The organism is Rhodococcus sp. YL-1 (assembly GCF_001942025.1).
Lineage (GTDB): Bacteria > Actinomycetota > Actinomycetes > Mycobacteriales > Mycobacteriaceae > Rhodococcus_F > Rhodococcus_F qingshengii.
Genome location: NZ_CP017299.1, coordinates 3,057,886 through 3,081,778, shown reverse-complemented (window position 1 = coordinate 3,081,778; position 23,893 = coordinate 3,057,886). Strand labels below are relative to the sequence as shown.

8 protein-coding genes are annotated in these 23,893 nt (G+C 64.2%); 5 read left to right on the top strand and 3 right to left on the bottom strand.

What is annotated here, in order from left to right; translation table 11 throughout:
• Positions 1-185: 185 nt before the first annotated feature.
• The gene (gene acnA, locus BH682_RS14430) at positions 186-2,987 is read left to right on the top strand and encodes an aconitate hydratase AcnA (RefSeq protein WP_007727883.1); all 2,802 of its coding nucleotides are present in this window, start codon (positions 186-188) and stop codon (positions 2,985-2,987) included.
• A 180-nt stretch (positions 2,988-3,167) separates the two neighbouring features.
• A complete protein-coding gene (locus BH682_RS14425; RefSeq protein ID WP_003944970.1) occupies positions 3,168-3,734 on the top strand; it encodes a TetR/AcrR family transcriptional regulator in 567 nt (188 codons plus the stop codon).
• 60 nt (positions 3,735-3,794) lie between these two features.
• Here the strand turns inward: BH682_RS14425 and BH682_RS14420 are convergent, their stop codons facing one another.
• The gene (locus BH682_RS14420; RefSeq protein ID WP_003944932.1) at positions 3,795-5,426 is read right to left on the bottom strand and encodes an ABC-F family ATP-binding cassette domain-containing protein; all 1,632 of its coding nucleotides are present in this window, start codon (positions 5,424-5,426) and stop codon (positions 3,795-3,797) included.
• Between the two features lie 129 nt (positions 5,427-5,555).
• Between BH682_RS14420 and BH682_RS14415 the strand changes: the two genes are divergently transcribed.
• Both BH682_RS14415 and BH682_RS14410 read left to right on the top strand, forming a co-directional pair.
• Positions 5,556-6,341: an SDR family oxidoreductase gene (locus tag BH682_RS14415; RefSeq protein ID WP_075833162.1), complete on the top strand. Its 786-nt coding sequence runs from the start codon at positions 5,556-5,558 to the stop codon at positions 6,339-6,341.
• 10 nt (positions 6,342-6,351) lie between these two features.
• Positions 6,352-7,482: a lycopene cyclase family protein gene (locus tag BH682_RS14410; protein ID WP_075833160.1), complete on the top strand. Its 1,131-nt coding sequence runs from the start codon at positions 6,352-6,354 to the stop codon at positions 7,480-7,482.
• Between the two features lie 14 nt (positions 7,483-7,496).
• Here the strand turns inward: BH682_RS14410 and BH682_RS14405 are convergent, their stop codons facing one another.
• On the bottom strand, positions 7,497-8,468 hold the full coding sequence (locus BH682_RS14405; RefSeq protein ID WP_042445627.1) for an alpha/beta hydrolase: 972 nt from the start codon (positions 8,466-8,468) through the stop codon (positions 7,497-7,499).
• Between the two features lie 149 nt (positions 8,469-8,617).
• On the opposite strand from BH682_RS14405, the gene ku reads away from it, so the two are divergent.
• On the top strand, positions 8,618-9,457 hold the full coding sequence (gene ku / locus BH682_RS14400) for a non-homologous end joining protein Ku (RefSeq protein WP_172932851.1): 840 nt from the start codon (positions 8,618-8,620) through the stop codon (positions 9,455-9,457).
• A gap of 1 nt (position 9,458) precedes the next feature.
• On the opposite strand, the gene BH682_RS14395 is transcribed toward ku, so the two are convergent.
• On the bottom strand, positions 9,459-23,759 hold the full coding sequence (locus tag BH682_RS14395) for a non-ribosomal peptide synthetase (RefSeq protein ID WP_075833158.1): 14,301 nt from the start codon (positions 23,757-23,759) through the stop codon (positions 9,459-9,461).
• Positions 23,760-23,893: the final 134 nt, after the last annotated feature.

The following is a 23,893-nucleotide window of genomic DNA, read 5'->3' as shown; positions in this document are numbered from 1 at the left end:
TTAGACTTGGACCAAGAGGTACCACCGGTCAGGACAGGTTCTACTGCAGCTCCGATGTTCGGACAGTTCTCACGCGAACTGTGCGATTGGCGTGAGCTACGGAGGATCTTCCCGGCCGAAGTACCTCGCTTCAGCTGCCGACACAGCCCCGTCGGTAGCGACCCTCATAGACGAGTGGAGCAGACGTGAGCACCAGTATCGATTCATTCGGAGCCAAGGGAACCCTCGAGGTCGGTGAGAACTCTTACGAGATCTTCCGCCTCTCGGCCGTCCCCGGCACCGAGAAATTGCCCTATTCCTTGAAGGTTCTCGCCGAGAACCTTCTCCGCACCGAAGACGGCGCCAACATCACCGCGGATCACATCCGCGCAATCGCAAGCTGGGATCCCTCAGCCGAGCCGAGCATCGAAATCCAGTTCACGCCTGCCCGCGTGATCATGCAGGACTTCACCGGCGTTCCTTGCATCGTCGACCTCGCCACCATGCGTGAGGCCGTCACCACCCTCGGTGGCGACCCGAACAAGGTCAACCCGCTCTCCCCCGCCGACATGGTCATCGACCACTCGGTCATCCTCGACGTCTTCGGCCAGGCCGACGCACTCGAGCGCAACGTCGACCTCGAATACGAGCGCAACGGCGAGCGTTACCAGTTCCTCCGTTGGGGCCAGGGCGCATTCGACGACTTCAAGGTCGTCCCCCCGGGAATGGGCATCGTTCACCAGGTCAACATCGAGTACCTGGCGCCCACCGTCATGTCCCGTAACGGCCAGGCATACCCCGACACCTGTGTCGGCACCGACTCGCACACCACGATGGTCAACGGCCTCGGCGTGCTCGGCTGGGGCGTCGGCGGCATCGAGGCCGAGGCAGCAATGCTCGGCCAGCCCGTCTCCATGCTGATCCCCCGCGTCGTCGGCTTCAAGCTCTCCGGTGAGATCAAGCCCGGCGTCACCGCAACCGACGTCGTGCTCACCGCCACCGAGATGCTCCGTAAGCACGGCGTCGTCGGCAAGTTCGTCGAGTTCTACGGCAACGGTGTTGCCGAGGTTCCGCTCGCGAACCGCGCGACGCTGGGCAACATGAGCCCCGAATTCGGTTCCACCGCAGCGATCTTCCCGATCGACGCCGAGACCATCGAATACCTGCGCCTCACCGGCCGCAGCGACGAGCAGCTCGCTCTCGTCGAGGCGTACGCCAAGGAACAGGGCCTGTGGCACAACCCCGACAAGGAACCCGTCTTCTCGGAGTACATCGAGCTGGATCTGGGAACCGTTGTTCCCTCGATCGCCGGCCCGAAGCGCCCGCAGGACCGAATCCTGTTGTCGGAGTCCAAGACTGCGTTCCGCAAGGACATCCACAACTACGTGGAAGAGAACCACCCGACCGAGCACACCCAGCTCGACGAGGCCGTCGAAGAGTCCTTCCCGGCTTCCGATCCCGCGGTTCTGTCGTTTGCCGACGACGGAGCGGTCGACGTTCTCTCTGCTGCCAACGGTGCAGAAGGCCGTCCGAGCAAGCCGGTCGTCGTCAAGTCCGACGCCGGTGAGTTCGTTCTCGACCACGGCGCCGTCGTCGTTGCAGGTATCACCTCCTGCACCAACACGTCCAACCCGTCGGTCATGCTCGGCGCTGCACTGCTCGCACGCAACGCCGTCGAAAAGGGCCTCGCCACCAAGCCGTGGGTCAAGACCAACATGGCTCCCGGTTCGCAGGTCGTCACCGACTACTACGAGAAGGCCGGCCTGTGGCCGTACCTCGAGAAGCTCGGTTACTACCTCGGTGGTTACGGCTGCACCACGTGCATCGGTAACACCGGACCGCTGCCCGAGGCAGTCTCGAAGGCGATCAACGACAACGACCTCTCGGTCACCGCGGTGCTCTCGGGTAACCGTAACTTCGAGGGACGTATCTCCCCCGACGTCAAGATGAACTACCTGGCTTCCCCGCCGCTCGTGATTGCCTACGGCCTCGCCGGAACCATGGACTTCGACTTCGAGACCGATTCGCTCGGTAACGACACCGACGGAAACCCCGTCTACCTCAAGGACATCTGGCCGTCCACGCAGGAAATCGAAGAGACCATCAAGTCCTCGATCGACCAGGACATGTTCCGCAAGTCGTACGCAACCATCTTTGCGGGCGACAGCCGCTGGCAGAACCTCGAAACCCCGAAGGGTGACACCTTCGAGTGGGACGAGAACTCCACCTACGTGCGGAAGCCACCTTACTTCGACGGCATGACGATGGATCCGGCTCCGGTCAAGGACATCAAGGGCGCTCGCGTCCTCGCACTGCTCGGCGACTCGGTCACCACCGACCACATCAGCCCGGCAGGTCCGATCAAGGTCGGCACCCCCGCTGCGCAGTACCTCGACTCCCATGGCGTCGAGCGTGCGGATTACAACTCGCTCGGCTCGCGTCGCGGTAACCACGAGGTCATGATTCGCGGAACGTTCGCGAACATCCGTCTGCGCAACCAGCTCCTCGACGACGTCTCCGGTGGTTACACCCGCGACTTCACGCAGGAAGGCGCACCGCAGGCATTCATCTACGACGCGTCGCAGAACTACCAGGCAGCCGGCATCCCGCTGGTCGTCCTGGGCGGCAAGGAGTACGGCTCCGGATCCTCGCGTGACTGGGCAGCCAAGGGCACGAGCCTGCTCGGCGTCAAGGCCGTCATCACCGAGTCGTTCGAGCGCATCCACCGCTCCAACCTGATCGGCATGGGCGTTGTCCCGCTGCAGTTCCCGGTCGGCGAGTCCGCAGGTTCGCTCAAGCTCGACGGCACCGAGACCTTCGACATCGAAGGTGTCGAGAAGCTCAACGAGGGCGTCACCCCGAAGACCATGAAGGTCACGGCGACGCGCGAGAACGGCGAGAAGGTCGTGTTCGACGCAGTCGTACGCATCGATACCCCCGGCGAAGCGGATTACTACCGCAACGGCGGCATCCTGCAGTACGTGCTTCGCAACATGATCCGCGGCTAGTAGGCACTACGTGCCTGTGAGCACTTTCGGCCCCTGACGGGTCACAAAGCGCTCACGACCACTTTCGCCGGAAGGCGAACCAGGTTTCATCGGTGGTCGTGAGCGCTTTGTGCACTGAGTCGACATTCAGCGCCTACGGCCGAAAGTGTTCACAGGCAACCCGACAAAGGAGGGATGCCCGTGCCCAAGGTCAGTGAAGACCATCTCGCGGCACGGCGCAGTCAGATCCTTGACGGCGCCCGCCGCTGCTTTGCGGAATACGGCTACGACGGCGCCACAGTTCGCCGTCTCGAAGAAGTCACCGGTTTGTCCCGCGGAGCGATCTTCCATCACTTCAAGGACAAGGACGGCCTGTTCCTCGCTCTCGCAAGCGAGGATGCGAGCCGGATGGCAGATGTCGTCGCCGAAGAGGGCCTCGTCCAGGTCATGCGGGACATGCTCGCGCAGCCCGACCAATTCGATTGGCTGGGAACGCGACTGGAGATAGCGCGTCGACTGCGCAACGACGCCGATTTCCGCGAGAAGTGGTCACAGCGCTCCGTAGAACTGACGGAAGCGACCAGTGCGCGTCTCGCCAGACAGAAATCGGCAGGCAGACTCCGTGACGACGTCCCCACCGAAATTCTGATCGGGTATCTGGATCTGGTGATGGACGGCCTGGTCGCGAGAATCGCCTCCGGCCACGGCGTCGACAACCTGTCAGCGGTTCTCGATCTGGTCGAGGAATCGGTGCGGCGGAGAGATTGAGGGGCTTCGCCCCTGTGCGCCTTTTTGGTAGTTCCCACTACCAAAAAGGCGCACAGGGGGTTAGGCGAGCTGGATCAGCTCGAGGTATTCCTGCGACCAGTGGTCCTCGTTGCCGTCGGGCAGGAGAATGACCCGCTCGGGGTTGAGTGCCTCGGCAGCGCCCGGATCGTGGGTGACCAGGACGACGGCACCGGTGTAGCTGCGGAGCGCGTCGAGCACCTGCTCGCGTGAGATCGGGTCCAGGTTGTTGGTGGGCTCGTCGAGAAGCAGAACGTTGGCAGCCGAAGACACCAGACCGGCCAGAGCCAAACGCGTCTTCTCACCACCCGAGAGCGTTCCGGCCGGCTGTTCGAGCTGCGGGCCGGTGAACATGAAGGCACCGAGCAGCGAACGCAGTTCCTGCTCCCCTGTGTCCGGCGCGGCGTGGCGGATGTTCTCCCACACGGACGCGTCGTCGTCGAGGGTGTCGTGCTCCTGAGCGAAGTAGCCGACCTTGAGTCCGTGACCGGCGATCAGCTCACCAGCGTCCGCTTTCTCCGCGCCCGCGAGGATGCGAAGCAGTGTGGTCTTACCTGCACCGTTGAGTCCGAGGATAACCACACGAGACCCACGATCGATCGCGAGATCGACACCGGTGAAGATCTCGAGCGAGCCGTACACCTTGGTGAGGTTCTTGCCCATCAGCGGAGTCTTGCCACAAGCGGCGGGTTCGGGGAAACGAATCCGCGCAACCTTGTCCGAGACACGTTCGGCATCGAGGTTCGCCATCAATTTGTCGGCTCGCTTGGCCATGTTCTGAGCCGCGACGGCCTTGGTTGCCTTTGCGCCCATCTTGGCGGCCTGAATCCGCAGCGCACCGGCCTTCTTCTCGGCATTGGCGCGCTCGCGGCGACGACGCTGCTCGTCCGTGGCACGAGCGTCGAGGTACTTCTTCCAGTTCATGTTGTAGACGTCGGCCTCACCGCGGACGGCGTCGAGGAACCACACGCGGTTGACGACGTCGTTGAGCAGGTCGACGTCGTGGCTGATGACCACCAGTCCACCCTCGTGGTTCTGGAGGAAGCCACGCAGCCAGGTGATGGAGTCGGCGTCGAGGTGGTTGGTGGGCTCGTCGAGCAGCAGAGTCGTGTCCGAGCGGGCACCGCTGCCGTCGGAGGCGGCGAAGAGGATGCGCGCCAATTCGACGCGACGACGCTGACCGCCGGACAGCGTGCTGAGCGGCTGCCCGAGAATGCGGTCTTCGAGACCGAGGCTGCTGGTGATGCGTGCGGCTTCACTCTCGGCTTCGTATCCGCCGAGGGCCGAGAACCGATCCTCGAGCTGACCGTACTTCTTGACCGCGCGGTCCTGCGATTCCTGATCGAGCACCTCGCCCATCAGAATCTGCTGCTTCTCCATCTCGCGGAGCATCGTGTCGAGGCCACGTGCGGAGAGAACCCGGTCCTTGGCGAGGACGCTCAGGTCGCCCTCTTTGGGGTCCTGCGGGAGGTATCCGAGTTCACCGGTACGTACGACGCTTCCCGCATATGCCTCACCTTCGCCGGCGAGGATGCGCAGTGTGGTCGTCTTTCCGGCTCCGTTACGTCCGACGAGTCCGATCCGGTCGCCCGGCTGGATGCGCAACGAAGGCCCGGGAGCCGTGAGAAGGGTGCGGACACCGGCACGAACTTCGAGGTCAGTGGCGGTAATCAAGCAAACTCCTCAGGAAAAACGACGAATACGGGTAAACAATGCCTGACTACAGACACAAGAACTATCGATTTTACCGTGACCTGACGGTCGTTCCGACCAGCAGCGTGTGAGTCCGCTAACGTTCGGGACATGACTAGCGAAAACAGCACTCGTCCTCGCGACCTCGAAGGCCGTGCCGCCATCGTCACCGGCGCAAGTCGCGGAATCGGCAAAGCTGTCGCCGCCGAACTCCTCGCTCGCGGTGCCGACGTCATGATCACAGCCCGCAAGCCGGAGCCCCTCCAGGCCGCCGCATCCGAGCTGTCCGCTCTGGGGCACGGCGGAAAGGTCGTCGCATTCGCGGGCAACGCAGCCGATGCCGAAGCCCGCTCCGGTGCCGTCGACCGCGCCGTGTCCGAATTCGGTTCACTCGACATTCTGGTCAACAACACCGGAATCAACCCCGTCTTCGGTTCGCTCATGGAAGCGGACCTCGACGCCGTGCGCAAGATCTTCGACGTGAATGTGGTTGCCGCCCTCGGGTACGTCCAACAAGCACATCGGGCATGGATGGGCGAACACGGTGGAGCCGTCGTGAACCTGGCAAGTGTGGCCGGGATCCGGTCGACGGGCGTCATCGCCGCGTACGGCGCGTCGAAGGCTGCGCTCATCCGCCTGACGGAAGAACTGGCCTGGCAACTGGGACCGAAGATTCGTGTCAACGCCGTAGCTCCCGGGATCGTCAAGACGCAGTTCGCGGCAGCCCTGGTCGCTGCCGGCGAGGACAAGGCGTCGGCGGGCTACCCGATGAAGCGGCTCGGCACCCCCGAGGACGTTGCCGGTCTGGTCGGCTTCCTCGTCTCCGACGCGGCGGCGTGGATCACGGGCGAAACGGTCCGGGTCGACGGCGGTCTGCTCGCAACGGGATCGATGTAGTGCGCCGGTCGTGAGCACAGACAACTCCTCCGCCGACGTGGTGATCGTCGGTGGCGGCCCGGCCGGGCGGGCACTCGCCACCCGCTGTATCGCCCGGCAACTCACCGTCGTCGTTGTCGATCCGCATCCCCATCGGGTGTGGACGCCGACCTATTCGGCGTGGGCTGACGAGCTGCCGTCGTGGCTGCCGGTCGATGTGATCGCAAGCCGGATCGAACGCCCGAGCGTGTGGACCCGCAGACAGAAAACGCTTGATCGCGCATATTGCGTATTGAATACATCTTTACTGCAATCATTTCTCTCGGGCACATCCGTACAGTTCAGAGCCTTGCGTGCTCAAACACTGTCCCCTACCGCCGTCCTGTGCGTGGACGGATCGCAGCTGACAGGTTCCGTCGTCATCGACGCTCGGGGTACCGAACTGACGGTGACAACCGCCCAGCAGACCGCCTTCGGAGTGATCGTCGACCGCGCTCTGGCCGATCCGATTCTGGGTGGTGGCGAAGCCTGGTTCATGGACTGGCGAACAGACAACGGCGCCTCCGACGCCGACGCCCCGTCGTTCCTCTATGCGGTCCCACTCGATGACGAGCGAGTTCTCCTCGAGGAGACCTGCCTCGTCGGCCGGCCGGCGTTGGGGCTCCGCGAACTCGAAGCGCGTCTGCGCACCCGACTTCACAATCGGGGCTGCGAAGTCCCCGACGACGCACCGGTAGAGCGAGTCCGTTTTGCAGTCGAAGGCCCGAAGGAGTCGTTCCCCGACGGTGTACTCCGTTTCGGCGGGCGAGGCGGTCTGATGCATCCGGGAACCGGATACAGCGTTGCCTCGTCACTCGCCGAGGCAGACGCTGTCGCCAAAGCAATCGCCGACGGTGGAGATCCCAACGCGGCGCTCTGGCCGCGGTCGGCCAAGGCGGTGTCTGCCCTTCGCCGCGTTGGCCTGAACGCACTTCTCACCCTCGGCTCGAGAGAGGTCGCGACATTCTTCGACACGTTCTTCGATCTACCGGTCGAGGCTCAGCGGTCCTACCTGTCCGATCGGCGGGACGCGTCCGCGACGGCGAAGGTGATGGCAACCCTGTTCCGATCGTCACCGTGGCACGTCCGAAAGACGTTGATGCGCGCGCCGTTTCTGAGGTGAGCACTCCGGACGGACTACTGCGCTCCCATCGAGCCGGCGATCATCGGCCAGGAATTGTGTAGGTCGTCCTGCCAGTAGCCCCACGAGTGGGTTCCGGTCGGCTTGAAGTCGAAGGTCGCGGGGATGCCCAGTGCGTTCAGTCGGTCCGCCAAGCCGTGCGTGCACCCGTTGACCGCGGATTCGATGATGCCGCCGACGACGATCTGATTCAGGAGCGCTCCGGGATTTCCGTTCACATCGGGCGCCTGAAGGTTGTCGTGCGGACCTGGCAGCCCGGATCCGGTGGAAACGTACAGTGCGGTCCCCCGCAACTTCTCCGCGTTCACGACCGGATCGTTCTCGCGCCACCCCGGACCGTCGAACGGTCCCCACATGTTTGTCGGATCAGCGCCACCCCGCGCGCCGACCACCAACCGCACATAGTCCTGACCCGGCTGGGTGGAAGTCTCCGCGCACCCGCTGTAGGCCCCGACACTCCGATAAAGCCCTGGTGCCGAGATCGCGAGATTGAGTACCGACGTCGCCGTCATCGAAATCGCCGCGATGGAATTGACCCCGTTGGTACCGAACTGCGCATCGATGACGGGCGGCAGTTCGCGAGTGAGGAACGTCTGCCACTTGTTGCGCCCGAGTACGGGATCGTCTTTCTGCCAGTCGGTGTAGTAGCTGAACGCTCCTTCCAGCGGCGTCACGACGTTGACATTCTTGTCGGCGAAGAAATCCAGGACATCGGTCCGTCCTTCCCACGTTGCACTGTCCTCGCCACCACCGGCGCCGTTGAGCAGATACAACGTGGGCCGTGGGGCGCTCGTGTCGGCGGGGAGGATCACCTCGAGTGGAATGTCGCGGCCCATCGCATCGGAGTGGACGCTGATGGTTACGGTGCGTGCCGGATCTGCGTTCGCGGGCAAAGGCGCAAACAGCAGTGGAACCAGTGAAATCGCCAGCGCCGCGGTGACGCGTCGACGGTAGGTTCGGATTCTCATCGGAGCGTCCCCCCAGGTGTGCGAGTCGGGTTCTCGAAGCGGATACCCGCTCGATACGCCCCGAACCGACCCATCCACACGCAACGGTTCGGGATCAACCGTGATCGTTTGCCTCGCGCAAACGGCCGGCGGCGACCATCATGGGAGGCATGCGCTCGATTTGGAAAGGCTCGATAGCCTTCGGTCTGGTCAACGTCCCGGTCAAGGTGTACTCGGCGACCGAGGACCACGACATCCGATTTCACCAGGTCCATGCAAAAGACGGTGGCCGCATCAAGTACAACCGTGTGTGTTCCGAGTGCGGAAACACGGTTCAGTTCGCGGACATCGACAAGGCGTACGACTCGGAAGACGGATCGCGCGTCATCTTGAGCGACGAGGACTTCAACAAACTCCCGGCCGCGGAGAAGCACGAGATTCCGGTGCTGGAATTCGTGCCGAACGATCAGATCGATCCGATCTTGTTCGAGAAGAGTTACTTCCTCGAACCCGATTCGGCGTCGCCGAAGGCGTACGTCCTGCTTTCGACTGTGCTCACCGAGAGTGATCGAACGGCACTGGTGCATTTCACGCTGCGACAGAAGACGCGCCTGGCCGCGATGCGCGCTCGCGACGGCGTCCTGGTGATCCAGACGTTGCTGTGGCCCGACGAAGTTCGCGCAGCAGAGTTCCCTTCGCTCGACGACGTGGAGAAGCCGAAGGCCAAGGAACTGAAGATGGCGCAGACGCTCGTCGAGAGCATGGCGGGCGATTTCGATCCGACCGAGTTCACCGACGACTACCAGCTCCAACTGCGGCAGTTGCTCGACGAGATGATCGAGAACGGCGGCAAGAAGGTCATCCCCGCCGCCGAGGTCGACCAAGAGGGCACCGATGCGGAGGTGGTCGACCTGGTTGCCGCACTGCAGCGCAGTGTGGACGAAGCGAAGTCGAACGCCTCCAAGGCCGGCTCGTCGAAGTCGACCACACCGAGGAAGAAACGAGCCTGAGTCAGCCGCGCACGTCTTGGACCTCGATCAGAGCGTCCAACTCAGCGTCGACGTCCGGGGCCGCGTGACGACCCGTTCCGACCGCAAGGTTGATCACGGGTCCGATCGCCTCCAGACCTGCCTCGGTGAACATTTCGGCGTGTGACGTGGGCACCGGACGGTCGATGATCACCCCGGAGACGAACGGTCGCCACGCCGACGCGGTTCGCAGCGGGTCGAAGGTGTCGGCGTTTGCCGAGAAGAACAGCAGATCGCCCACGAACTTGCCCGGGCGGTAACGGTGAGCCAGTTCGGCGCCGGCGGAGTATTCCTCGAACAGTCGCTCGATCCGATCGCTCGAGACCAAAGGGTGATCGCCGATGGCTTCGCGCAAGAGTGCTTCGGCGTCCTCGGGTGTCAGATCACGCACGCCGGTGTCCGGGACCGAGATCCCCAACCCGCCGATCAGTTCGGCGAGAGAAGGCTGCGCGCCCGCCATCGTCGGGTCTTCGAGAACGAAGCTGTCGAGCAGAATCAGGTCGGCGACGCTCTCACCCGCGGCTTGCAACTGCACCGCCGCCGCGTGAGCGATCAATCCGCCGATCGACCACCCCAGCAGGTGATACGGACCGTGCGGCTGAACTCCGCGAATTTCCTCGACGTACCGCGCCGCGAAGTCCTCGATCAGCTCCGCCCGAAATTCGGAGTCCGTCAGAACCGGCGACTGCAGGCCGTAGAGCGGCCGGCTGGAGTCGACGTAGCGATCGAGCGCTCCGTAGCACCAGGCCAATCCGACGGCCGGATGGATGCAGAACAGTGGCTCGGCGCGGCCTTCCGGACGTAGTGGCAGGACTACCGCAAGTGCGGAGGTATCCGCGTCACTTGTCACAACTGTTGCCTCGAGTTCGAAGAGTCTGCGCGCCAATGCCTCCGGAGTCGGGTCGGAGAATATCCACGCGACGGGGACGGTCATGCTGGTGCGTTCTTTGATGGCAGCGACCAAACGCGTTGCCATGAGTGAGTTGCCGCCGAGTTCGAAGAAACTCGAATCGGCGTACGTGTCTACGTCGGCCAGATCGAGTACCTCTGCGAAAGCAGCGCAGATCGCGATCTCGTCGCTGCCTTCCGGACTGCGTCCACTCGGCGACTCCCAGTTGGGAGCAGGCAGAGCGCTGCGATCGAGCTTGCCCGCCGGTGTGGTCGGGACTGCGCCGATCACGACAACAGCGGACGGGATCATGTGCGCAGGCAGCGATATACCTGCGTGACGGCGCAGCGCGGCGGCGTCGAAGTCCGCATGTGCCGGGACGACGTACGCGACGATCCGAGCGTCGACGCCCTCCCCGACGACGACGCTGACAGCCGAATGCACGGACGCTTCCGCTGCCAGCACCGCGTCGATTTCTCCGAGTTCGATTCGGAACCCTCGGATCTTGACCTGGTGGTCTGCGCGTCCGAGGTAGATCAGTGCCCCTGAGCGATCTTCGCGCACAAGATCCCCGGTGCGATACATCCGAGCGCCTTCGGGTCCATGCGGGTCGGCGACGAAGCGCGCGGCTGTGAGTGCGGGGTTGCCGAGGTACCCGCGGGCGAGACCGTCGCCGCTGACGTAGAGCTCACCGACGACCTGGCCGGGAACCGAGTGCAGTCGGGAATCGAGAATCATCGCGTCCACGCCGCGGATCGGGCCGCCGATCGTCACAGGCTCCCCCGCGACCAGCGAATCACTGATGGTGACTGCGACGGTGGCCTCGGTCGGGCCGTACGCGTTGAACATTCGGCGCCCCGGTGCCCACCGAGATACGAGGTCGGCGGAACAGGCGTCGCCGCCGACGACGACGGCTTCGAGATGGTCGAGCCCGGCGGGATCGACAGTCGCCAAGGCGGCTGGAGTCACGAAAGCATGGGTGATCGTCTGCTCGTCGAGCAGTTCGTGCAATTCGACACCGCCGAGAACTGTCGGCGGCGCTATCACCATCGTTGCGCCGGCGCCGAAAGCCAGAAGGAGCTCGAGAACCGACGCGTCGAAGCTCGTCGAGGCGAAGCTCAGAGCGCGAGAGTGCGCGGTGACGCCGAAACGCTCCCGCTGTTCGTCGGCAAACGCTGCCAGTCCCGCGTGAGTGACCAACACGCCCTTGGGTTTTCCTGTCGAGCCCGAGGTGTAGATCAAGTAGGCCGGGTTGTCGAACTCGAGTGGCGCGTCCGGCAGTGTCTCGGAATGGACTGCCTCGATTTCGGTGGTGAATTCGATCGCATCCAACTCGATCCACGATGTGACGCCCGGAAGGTCGGCCGCATACTCGCCCCTGGTGATACCGAGTACCGCCCCACTGTCGGTGAGCATGTGCTCGATCCGCTCGGCGGGGTACGCCGGATCCACGGGAAGAAACACTCCGCCGGCTTTCGCTACGGCCCAGAGCGCGATCACATAGTCGGCCGACCTCGGAAGCGCCAGTGCCACCATCATTTCCGGCGCTATTCCGCGAGCGATCAACGCAAACGCCATAGCGTCGGAGCGTCGGTCGAGTTCGCCGTACGTGAGCGTGACGGATGTGGCGACGTCGACGATTGCCGGAGCGTGCGGATCGGCAGCGCCGCGAAGCAGCAACTCCGGCAAGGTCAAAGCATCGCCGGCCGGACGTCCGGGCAACGCACGCAGGCGACGTCCCGCAAGATCCACGTCACCGACGACGGCGGAGGGCTGGGCAGTCAGTGTCTCGACGATCGTTTCCAGCATCACTGCAAACGACTCCGCCGTATCGGTGTCGAAGAGATCCTTCGCGTAGGTGAGGGAGGCCTCGTAGCCGCCGCCTTCCTCCGCGGTCTGTTCGACAACGGTGAACTGCAGGTCGTACTTGGCGATGTCCGGTGTGATCTCGTGGGCACGAACGGCAAGTCCAGGCAGGTCCCACGTCGTCGGGTGGGCGCCGTGGAACGAGATCATCGTCTGGAACACCGGATGACGGTCGGTGCTCCGGGTCGGCGCCACCACGTCCACGACCTGCTCGAACGGAATGTCCGCGTGGGCGAAGGCGTCGAGATCGACGGAGCGGACAGTACGCAGAACGTCGACGAACGTCGACCCTGGATCGACCGTCGTGCGCAGTCCGACCGTGCCCACGAACATTCCCACGAGGTCGTCGAGAACTCGGTGTCCTCGCCCGGCGACCGGAGATCCGATCACGATGTCGGTGCTTCGACTCAGCCTGGACAGCAGGACGGCATAGGCAGCGTGCAGCACCATGAACGGCGTCGCCGCATTGGCTCCAGCAACCGCCTCGACCGCGATCCGGGTGTGCGCCGGAAGCGAGACCGCGATGTGGGCACCGCTCAACGACTGGGTGAGCGGGCGCGCTCGATCGCTCGGAAGGTCGATCAATTCAGGTGCGCCCCGCAACGTCTCCCGCCAATACGACGCCTGTGCCCCGAGCACGCTCGCGGATTCGTTCAACGCGCCCAGCGCTTCCCGCTGCCAGATGGCGAAGTCCGCGTAATGCACCTCGAGCGCGGTGAACTCGGGAGCGTGTCCCGAACTTCTCGCGACGTAGGCGGTGAGCACGTCCTTCATCAACGGCGCGATCGACCATCCGTCCGCCGCGATGTGGTGGATCACGATGACAAGTGTGTGGTGCTGCGGCGTCGATTCGAGCAGGAGCGCGCGAACGGGAGCTTGGGTCGTGATGTCGAATCCACGCGACGCGAATTCTCTGGCGAGCTCTGCCGGTTCACGGGTGTCCGCATTTCCGTACTCGAGCGAGGTGAATGCATCCTGGATCACCTGGTGCGGGCCGGAGTCGGAGTCGGGGAACACCGTGCGCAGGATTTCGTGTCTTTCGATCACGTCGAGGACAGCAGCTTCGAGGGCCGGGACGTCGAGTGCACCGTCGAGGGAGATCGCAGCAGGGACGTTGTACGCGGGTGAGCCGGGATCCATCTGGTTGAGGAACCAGATGCGTGCTTGCGCGTAGGACAGCGGAATTCGCTCGGGGCGGTCTACGGCGGTGATCGGTGGTAGCGCCTTCGCCCCGGCGGATGTGTCGAGCGCGGTGGCAAGTTCCCGAATTTCGGGGTGCTCGAACAGCATTCGGACAGGTACCTGCCTGCCCAACGACTCGCCGAGTCGCTGGACAAGTCTGGTGGCGAGCAGTGAGTTGCCACCGAGTTCGAAGAAACTGTCCGACGCACCGATCTGTTCGATACCCAGCAGTTCCGCCACGACGCCGGCAACCTGGAGTTCGGTCGCGGTCGTCAGCGGCTCGACACTTCGCTCGGACGAACGCAGTGTCGGCGCCGGCAATGCCGATCGGTCGAGCTTCCCGACGGGGGTCAGCGGTACGTGATCGATCGGGGTGATCGCCGACGGCACCATGAAGGCGGGCAGTGAGCGGCGCGCATGGTTCAGCAACTCGTCCATCTCGACCGCATCGGCACCGAGCACTACGTACGACGCCAACATCGTCTCACCGGAAGCTGCGTCGACGCCCACGGTGACCGCGAACTCGACGCCGGGGTATGTGCTGAGGACGGAGTCGATCTCGCCCAGTTCGATGCGGAATCCGCGCACTTTCACCTGGTGATCGGAGCGTCCAACGTATTCGATCGTCTCGAGCGGCGTCCACCGAACCAAGTCACCGGTCCGGTACATGCGGGTGCCGGCCGGGCCGAACGGCGCTGCCACGAATCGCGTCGCCGTCAAGGCGGGTTGGTCGAGGTAGCCGCGGGCAAGTCCCAGGCCGGCGATGTAGAGCTCACCGGTGACCCCGACGGGTACCGGCTGAGCCGAGCCGTCGAGAATTACCGCGGACACGCCGCGGACGGGCCCGCCGATGGTCACGGTCTCCCCCACGCTCAAGGCATCACTGATGCAGACCATGACGGTGGTTTCCGTCGGCCCGTAGCCGTTGAACAATCGGCGACCCGGTGCCCACTTACGGACCAGTTCGGGTGGGCATGCCTCGCCACCGACAACGATCGACTGCAAGACGTCCAGCCCGGTGGGATCGACCGAGGCCAGCGCTGCCGGTGTGATGAACGCGTGGGTCACCTGGTGATCGGTGACCAATTCGGCTAGGTCCTGGCCGCCGTAGACGTCGGGAGAGGCGATCACCATCGTCGCGCCTTCACCGACTGCGAGCAGCAGTTCGAGGATGGATGCGTCGAAGCTCGGTGAGGAGAAGTGCAGCGTCCGCGACTGCGCCGAGATGCCGTAACGCGCCGTCTGCTCGGCCGCCAATGCGCTCAGGCCACGGTGAGTGACGCTGACACCCTTGGGCTTTCCTGTCGATCCGGAGGTGTAGATGATGTAGGCGAGGTTGTCGATTCGGATCGGCGCGGCCGGAACCGGCTGCCCGACACCGTCGCCGTGGATGTCGTCCATTGTCATCCACGGAACCGGGCGGGGCAGTGATTCGATCACCGCTTCCGTCGTCACTCCGCGAGTGGCTCCGGAGTCGGTGAGCATGTGCAGAATGCGATCGGCGGGGTATCGCGGATCGACCGGAACAAACGCGGCGCCGGTCAAGGAAACGCCCCACAAGGCGACGATAGAGTCGATCGAGCGCGGAATCGCGATCGCCACAATGTCTTCGGCACCGATCCCTTCCGTGGTCAGACGGCGGGCAAGCGCCGATGCACGGGCGAAGAGATCTCGGTAGAGCACGGTGGTGTCACCGGATCGAAGGGCCACCGAATCGCCTGAACGGGTGGCGGTCCGCGTCAATATTTCGGCCAAGGTACGCGAGGCTGTCCACGCCGGACCGCGAACCGGCATCAGCGACGCCCGCTCGAGGGTGCTGAGGAAATCTAGGTCGCCGATCGCGGTCTCCGGATCTGCGGCGACGGCGCGGGCCACCGACTGCACACGCGCGGCGATCGTTTCCGCGGTGGCAATGTCGAAGAGCGCCTCGGCGAACCTGAGCGACCCGGTGATCTCGGTCTTCTCGGAATCGCCTGCCAGCAGGGTGAACTCGAGGTCGAACTTCGCGACGGACGGTTCGAGTGCTTGCGCTTCGAGATGCGCGTCGTGGACCGTGACCTGCGGCGAAACCACGTTCTGGTGATACGACAGCATGACCTGGAACAGGGGGTGTCGCGTAGTCGACCGGTCGAGATCGAGGGCGTCGACCAGCACCTCGAAGGGCAGCTCGGGGTGCGCAAAGGCGGCAAGGTCGCGTTCACGGACGACCTCGAGCAGAGAGGTGAACGGCGCTCGGTGATCGACCGGCGTGCGAAGCGGTACCGAATTGACGAACATCCCGATCAGGGAATCCAGCTCGGGTCGCCCGCGGCCTGCCACCGGGGTGCCGACCACCACGTCGTCGGTTGCACCGAGACGCGCGAGAACAACCGCCAGGATCGCGTGTACGACCATGAACTGCGTCGAGCCACTGCGCCTCGCCAAGGCGGCGAGACGCTCCCCGGTCGCCGCGTCGATGACGATCGGCACCGATCCCACGGCGGTCGTGGAGACAGATCCGCGTGGGCGATCGACCGGTAGCAGTACCTCGTCCGGGGCACCAGCCATGGCAGTGGTCCAGAAGGTCAGTTCGCGGGCAACCAGAGACTCCTGGTCGCCGACCTGTCCGAGCGAGTCTTGCTGCCACACCGCGTAGTCGGCGTACTGCACGTCGAGCGGTGTGAAAACCGGGGCGTCTCCAACGACGCGTGCGGAGTACGCCGCGACGAAATCTGTCGCAAAGGGAGTCAGGGACCAGCCGTCGAAGGCGATGTGATGGATGACGACGACCAGTACGTGAGCGAAAGTGTCCTCGCGCACCAGCATGGCCCGAATCGGCAGATCCGAACCGAGATCGAACCCACGCGCCGCGAACTCCGTCGTCGCGGATTCGATACCTTCGGATCCGCGGTAGCGCTCGACGGAGAACTGCACGTCGGAAATTGCTCGGATGACCTGACTCGGGCCGTCGGCGCTGTCGACGTAGATCGTTCGAAGCACCTCATGGCGTGCAATGACGTCCGCAAGCGCCTCCTCGAGTGCATCGCCGTGGATGTCTCCGGTGATCCGGATCGCGAACGGAATGTTGTAGACCGCGGACTGCGGGTCGAAGCGATTGACGAACCACAGCCGCTGTTGCGCAGCGGAGAGCGGTAGGCGGTCCGGGCGAGCACCGGCGCTCAGGGCAGGTCGATCGTCTGATTCTTCGGCGCTCGCCGCCAGACGTGCAGCGAGCGCTTCGACGGTCGGTGCTTCGAAGATCGAGCGCACGTCCACGGTGAGTCCCGTCGCTGCGCTCAACCGCGCGGACACCTGCGTCGCGACGAGCGAGTTGCCCCCGAGATCGAAGAAGCTGTCTCCTGCTCGGACCTCGGGTACGTCGAGCAGTGAAGCGAACACGTCGGCAACGGTTCGTTCGAGCCCGGCCTCGGGTTCACGGCCCGTTCCGAGGATTTCGCGCGGTATTGGCGTCGGCAACGCTCTGCGATCGAGTTTGCCGACCGGAGTCAACGGAATGGCGTCGATCGGGGTGATCGACGACGGAATCATGTACCGCGGCAGCGTGTCGGCGAGTCCCACGAACAGCGACTCGATATCAGCGTCGCCGCTCAGCAACACGTACGACGCCAGAGTGGTACCCGCGGCGGATTCGACGGGAATCGTCGTGGCGAACTGGACAAGAGGGGAATCCATCAGAGCAGCGTCGATCTCGCCGAGTTCGATGCGGAACCCGCGGATCTTGAGCTGATGATCGCTGCGGCCCACGTAGCGAAGGGTCAGGTCCTTGGTCCAGCGGACCAGGTCACCGGTTCGGTACATCCGGGCACCGGGCGTCGAGTACGGATGCGCGACAAACCGATCCGACGTCAGCGCGGGACGAAGGTGGTAACCACGTGCAAGGCCCGGCCCACCGATGTACAGCTCGCCGACGCCGCCGATCGGGACCGGTTGCAGCCGAGAGTCGAGCACCACGGCGTCGATTCCGCGGATGGGACCGCCGATGGTGATCGGCTCCCCCGGTGAGAGTGGGTCACTGATGGCAACCATGACAGTGGTTTCGGTCGGACCGTATCCGTTGTGCAGTCTGCGCCCGTTGCCCCAGCTCGAGACCAATTCCGGCGTGCACACGTCGCCGCCGACGACTACGCATTCCAGTGCCGTCACGCCCGCCGGATCGACGGTCGCCAGCGCAGCCGGAGTGATGAAGGCATGAGTGACCTCGCGGCTTCGGAGGAACTCGCTCAACGCCTCCCCTCCGTAGATGTCGGGAGGGGCGATCACCATCGTCGCGCCGGTCGAACCGGCGAGCAGTAGCTCGAGTACGGCGCCGTCGAAGCTCGGTGACGCAAAATGCAGAGTTCGCGACCCGGCGGTGATCCGGTACCGATCCTGTTGTTCGCGAGCAAGATTGGCCAAACCCGCGTGAGTGACGACGGTGCCCTTCGGCACTCCGGTCGAGCCGGACGTGTAGATGACGTACGCAGCCGACGCCGCAGTGATCGACGCTGTTCTGTCAGCGTCGTCGATGGCAGCGTCGGAGTAGGCGGCACATTCTGCAACCGTGTCCGCGTCGCCGAGGTCGATCCAGACTGCGACGTTCCCACCGACTGCCGGACCAGCCGCAACCTCGGCGGACCGAATTCCGATCCGCACACCCGAATCCGCGAGCATGTGCGCAACTCGATCTGCGGGATAACGGGGATCGACCGGGACGAAAACGCCACCGGCTTTGGTGACCGACCAGACTGCGAGCACGGAGTCGACCGATCGGGCAACTGCCAGTGCGACCGGTGTCTCGGGGCCGACGCCCAGGTCCATGAGGTATCGAGCGATCCGATTCGATCGACGCTCCAGCTCCCCGTACGAGAGTGAGCGCTCGGAGTCTTCGAGGGCGATCGCGTCGGGATACTTCCTCGCGGTGTCTCCGAGGATCTGCGCCAGCGTCGATTCGCCCACCGAAGCCACACCGCGTCGCGGCAACGTCGCGGCACTCTCCCGCGATCCGAGTACACGAAGGTCACCAACCGGTGCAGTCGGTTCCGACACCGCCGATTCCACGAGGGTTACGAAGTTTCGCGCCAAGGCTTCGACGGTCGCGTTGTCGAACAGGTCGGTGGAATAGGTGAACGTGGCATCGATTCCTGCTGCGGCCCCGGACTCGTGACGTTCGGTAACGGTGAGCTCGAGGTCGAACTTGGTCAGCCCCGTCTCGACTGCCCGCGCCGTCATCGACACCCCGGCCAGTTCGGCTGTGTGAGCGGTGGTTATCCGCGAGGTGATGGCAGCTTGAAAGACCGGATGGTGCGCAGGCGAGCGGTCCAATTCGAGCGCGTCCACGACGACGTCGAAAGGCACGTCCGCATTGTCGAAGGCATCCACGTCGACGGCCCTGACCTGCGACAGGTGTGCGGCGAACATTGCGCCCCGATCGACGACGGTCCGCAAGGCCAGAGTGTTGACGAACATGCCGACGAGCAGATCGAGAGATCTGTCCCCTCGTCCGGCCACCGGTGTTCCGATGACGATGTCGTCCGTGCCGCTGTACCTGGCCAGAAGCAGGGCGAAGCACGCGTGCAGGGCGATGAACGGCGTGGCGTCGTGATCGGCGGCGAGTACAACGAGCTTCTGATGCGTGGAAGCGCCGATTCTGATGTCGACTCCGGCTCCGCGCATGGTCGGGTCGAGTGCGCGCGGACGGTCCGTCGGCAGGTGGAGCTGCTCGGGCGCTCCCGCCAGCTGCTGCTTCCAGAACGCGATCTGTGAGTGGGCAAGTGAATCGGTGGATGACGCGTCGCCGAGGTGTTCTCGGTGCCAGAGCGTGTAGTCGGCGTACTGCACCGGAAGGGGTGCCCACTGCGGGCTGTTGCCGCCGACGCGGGCGGCGTAGGCGCCGGTGAGATCAGCAGCCAACGGCGCGAGCGACCAACCGTCGGCCACCATGTGGTGCAGAACCACTACGAGGACAGCTTCCTCGTCATCGCCTTCCTTCTCGGCGGCGACAGTGATCAGCAGGTAGCGCACCGGACGTTCGCGGACCAGATCGAAACCGGCCGAAGAGAATTCGAAGATCACTCTCTCGAGGCTTCCGCGTTCCACGTCGATCGACTCGAGCCCTGCGATCCCCTCGCCCAGGCCCAGAACCTTCTGCGTCGCGTTGTCCCCGATCTGAGGAAACACGGTGCGTAGTGACTCGTGACGTGTCACGACGTCCACGATCGCGGCACTGAGTGCGTCGGGATCGACGGCGCCGCGCAACGACACCGCCAGTGGAATGTTGTACGCACCTGATTCCGGTGCCACGCGGTTCAGGAACCACAGTCGCTGCTGCGCGGGAGCGAGAGGCAGTACAGCCGGCCGGGCCACGACCTGAATACCGTCGGCGTCCGGGGTCTGTGCCGCACGCTCGATCGTCGCCGCGATCCCAGACACCGTGGGATGGTCGAAGAGTGCACGCAGCGGCATTTTAACCCCGGTGGCTTCGGTCAAGCGCGCTACCGCCGTCGTCGCTACCAGCGAGTTTCCGCCCAGATGGAAGAAATTATCGTCGAGTCCGAGCGGTCCACTACTCAGGATGTCAGCCAGAACCGCCGCAACCTTGCCCTCGGTCGGGGTCGTCGGGGGTCGGAAGACCTTGGTGGAGGCCAGGATAGGCGAAGGCAGCGCACGCCGGTCCAGTTTTCCGTTGGTGGTCAACGGAATCGAATCGAGGACCATGAAGGCATCGGGAACCATGTAGGTCGGGAGGGCTTCGGCGGCGTGAGCGCGGAGGGCGTCGGCGTCCACGACGTCGGAAGCGGTCACATAGGTCACGAGAGCGCCGCCCGCCGGCGTCGGAGCCACGACGGTCACGGCATCGTCGATTCCCGGCGCGCTGAGGATGACGGAGTCGATTTCGCCGAGTTCGATCCGGAATCCGCGGATCTTGACCTGCGCGTCGCCGCGTCCGAGGTACTCGAGTTGTCCGGGCGCAATCCATCGTGCGCGGTCGCCGGACCGGTACAACCGTCGTCCGCCGGCATTGAAAGGATCGGCGACGAACCGGCCCGCGGTGAGGTCTGGACGGCCCAGATAGCCACGGGCGAGTTGACCGCCCGCGACATAGATCTCCCCCGCGATCCCCACCGGGACCGGGGAGAGATGCTCGTCGAGCAGGTACACACGAAGTCCGTCGATCGCGTCACCGATCCGGCTGCCGGTAACCGCACTCGCGCTCGCCCGGTCGAGTTCGAGATGGGTGACGTGCACCGTCGTCTCGGTGATGCCGTACATGTTGACGAGTGCGGGCCCGGATTCCGTGTGATTGTCGTAGCCCGCGTGATTGTCGTACCAGCGCCCGAGGCGACGAAGATCCAAGGCTTCGCCACCGAAGATCACGTACCGGAGCCGGGTCTCCGAATCGGCTCGAAGGTCGGCTTCGATGTACTGGTAGAAGGCCGAGGGCGTCTGATTGAGCACGGTGACGCCTTCTGCGGCGACCAGCGCCCGGAAGGCGTCAGGGTCGCGTGATACCTCGTGATCGACCAGGACCAGCGTTCCGCCGTGGAGCAGCGCGCCCCACAGTTCCCACACCGAGAAGTCGAAGGCGAACGAGTGGAACATCGTCCACACGTCGTTGCCGTCGAATCCGAATTCGACGTGCGTGTTCTCGAACAATCGCACCACGGTGGCGTGGGTGACGGAGACACCTTTGGGTCGTCCCGTCGACCCCGAGGTGTAGATCACGTACGCCAGATTGTCGGCTCCGTGTCCGCGCGGGCGCTCATCGGTTTCCAGACCCTCACCGGAGTACTCGTCGGATTCGACCCCGACGACCACCACGTCAGAGTTCGGGAAGGCGGAGTTCGGGAAGGCGGAGTTCGGGAAAGTGGAATCGGAGATGACGCACACCGGTTGCGCATCCTCGACCACGTATGCCAAACGCTCGGCGGGGTGCGCACGATCGAGTGGGAGGTATCCGCCGCCGGCCTTCACTACCGCGACAGCGGCAACGATCATGTCCACGGATTTCGGCAGCATGATTCCGACCAACGACTCGGATTGCACGCCATGCTCGACGAGCTTGCGCGCCAACTGATTCGATCGTCGATCGAGTTCGCGGTACGACACGCGCGCGCTGCCCGCGACCACGGCGATCGCTTCCGGGGTCGCCCGAATGCGGTCGGAAAGGATCTCGGAGAGCGTTCGGACCGGGGTAATCGGCAGAACGGGCGGCACCAGCGCCTGGCGCGCGTCCGGGCGGAGCAGATCCACTGAGCCGAGCGCCGAGTGCGGAGTACCGACCATCGCGGTCAAGATTCGCAGATAACGGTCGGCGAGGTCCTCGGCTTGCTCCTTCGTGCCGAGCCAATCCAGAACACCGGAGATCGGCTGATCGAAATCGGCATGCTCACCAGTCGGAATCGCCAGGGAGACAAACAGTTCCGGCACGGTGGCCAGATCCGATCCGATAGGCGCACCGACCATGAGCCCCGGAAATCTCGGGTGAGCATCCAGCGGCTCCTCGAAGCAGACCATCGCCCGGAACAACGGGCCCGTCTCGACCCAGCGGCCGTCACCGAGTGCGGCGGTCACCGAAGACAGAAGAATGTCTGCGTGTTCGAGAGCTTCGATTGCGACGGTGTCCACCGCACCGACCAGGTCGGTGAGCGTCATGGTGTTCGACACCGTCGAGCGAAGCACTAACTGGTTGGCGAACATCGAGACGAAATCGTCCGGATTGGAGGCGCCGTACCCTCGGACCGAGACGCCGATCGACACCTCGTCGGCCGAACCGACGCGGCGCAGCAGTCCGGCCATCGCAGACTGGAACAGCACGAACAGACTCGTGTTCATCGTCGTCGCCATCGTCTCGAGGCTCCGGCAGAGGCCTGCCTCGATCTCGAGGGGCGTGGACGTTCGACCGGTTCCGGCGACGACCGGCAAACCCAGTTCCTCGGCGGGGTTCGACAAGGTCGCAGACCAGTACTCGACGTTGCGGGCGTGTTGGACTTCGGCGATCCATTTCCCCGCGGCGTCGGGGTCGATGTCCATCAATCGAGTTCCCGATTCTGCGGCGCAGAATAATTCGAGGAATTCGAGGAAACGCCGGTGGTGACGCGAGATGTCCTCGTTGGTGTACAGGTCTGGGTTCGCGGCGAAGTCGATCTGGATCTCTTCGGCTGCGGAAGTCTGATAGACGTTGACGGAGAGGTCTTCGATCGGCCCGGTCGAGATCACGTTCAGTTCGCCGTGCGCGTCCCCGAGAGTGATTCCGGAATGGAACAGCATGAGGTTGATCAACGGCCCGTGGAAGCCTCGTCCGTCGGCGATGCTGTGATCACCGGCGTTGAGGTCGCGTCGTAGGTCCTCGTGGCGGTATTTCTGATGACGCAGTGCGCCGGTGAGTTCGATCTTCACCTCGTGCAGCAAGTCCCCGACCGCGAAATGCGGATCGACGCTCGCACGTATCGGGACGACGTTCGACATCATTCCGCCGGACCTGCGAGCAGCTTTCGTCGTCCGCCCCGAGACCGGCAGGCTGAGGACCACGTCGCGGGTCCCGGTGGCCCGGGCGAGGTAAGCCGCCAGAGCACCGATCACCACTGACGACGTCGTCACATCGTGGGCGGCGGCCAGCCGTTCGAGGGAGCTCCGCAGTTCCGTAGGTACCGTCGCCGACCGTAGGCGAGACCATGCCTGCGACGGAGCAGTCGAGGACGCGAGCGAGGTTCCGCCCGGTTTGTCGGCCATCTTGGTGTTCCAGTAGTCGCGATCGCGCTCCCACCGCGTGGAGCCCAGATAGTCGGCCTCTGCCTTCACCAACGATTGGAGGGGGGCAGTTACCGCTGGGGGAACTGGCAGATCGCGCACCACAGCGGTGTAGATCTCGGCTGTGCGGTTCATCATCGACATCGCGCCGAAACCGTCGAGCGCCACATGATGAATACGGCTGTACCAGTAGTAATGGTCGTCGCGAAGCACCAGGACTGCCAGCCTGACCAGGCGATCGGTGAACGGATCGATGGCAGCAGTGTGCTCTCTGCGCATCCATTCCTGCGCTGCAGATTCCGGATCCGATTCGGCGCGAAGATCGACCACGTCGAGGGAGTCGTCCATGTCGAGATCGAGCCACTGACGCGCAACCCCGTCCACCTCGACCAGGCGCAGATATCCGGAGCCGATCTCACGGCCGGTCTGTTTGCTGGCAGCGGTCAGCAGCTCGATGTCGAGTGGGCCGTCCACGTCCACGTACTGAGCGATGCTGACGGGAATCTCGGGTCGAAGCTGTTGTGCGACAAGCAGGGAAAGTTGCGCGGCAGAAAGAGGGAAGGTGAGTTCGTCGTCCGGACGAGCTGCGGAAACGATTCCTCGGTCGGGACTGCCATCCACACGAATCTCCCTCTTACAACTTGATCATGATGCAAACAGGTATATGCGTCCGCTGGACGCTTCGAACTGATCGGGGCACTTCGAAAATGAGACGAATACTTTGGAAAGCTCGGGTGGAAACTGGCAAATCGCCC

Excerpts from the sequence above, each read along its gene's own strand:
- BH682_RS14405 (WP_042445627.1), bottom strand. The coding sequence starts at position 8,468 with ATGAGAATCCGAACCTACCGTCGACGCGTCACCGCGGCGCTGGCGATT.
- BH682_RS14415 (WP_075833162.1), top strand. The coding sequence starts at position 5,556 with ATGACTAGCGAAAACAGCACTCGTCCTCGCGACCTCGAAGGCCGTGCC.
- ku (WP_172932851.1), top strand. The coding sequence starts at position 8,618 with ATGCGCTCGATTTGGAAAGGCTCGATAGCCTTCGGTCTGGTCAACGTC.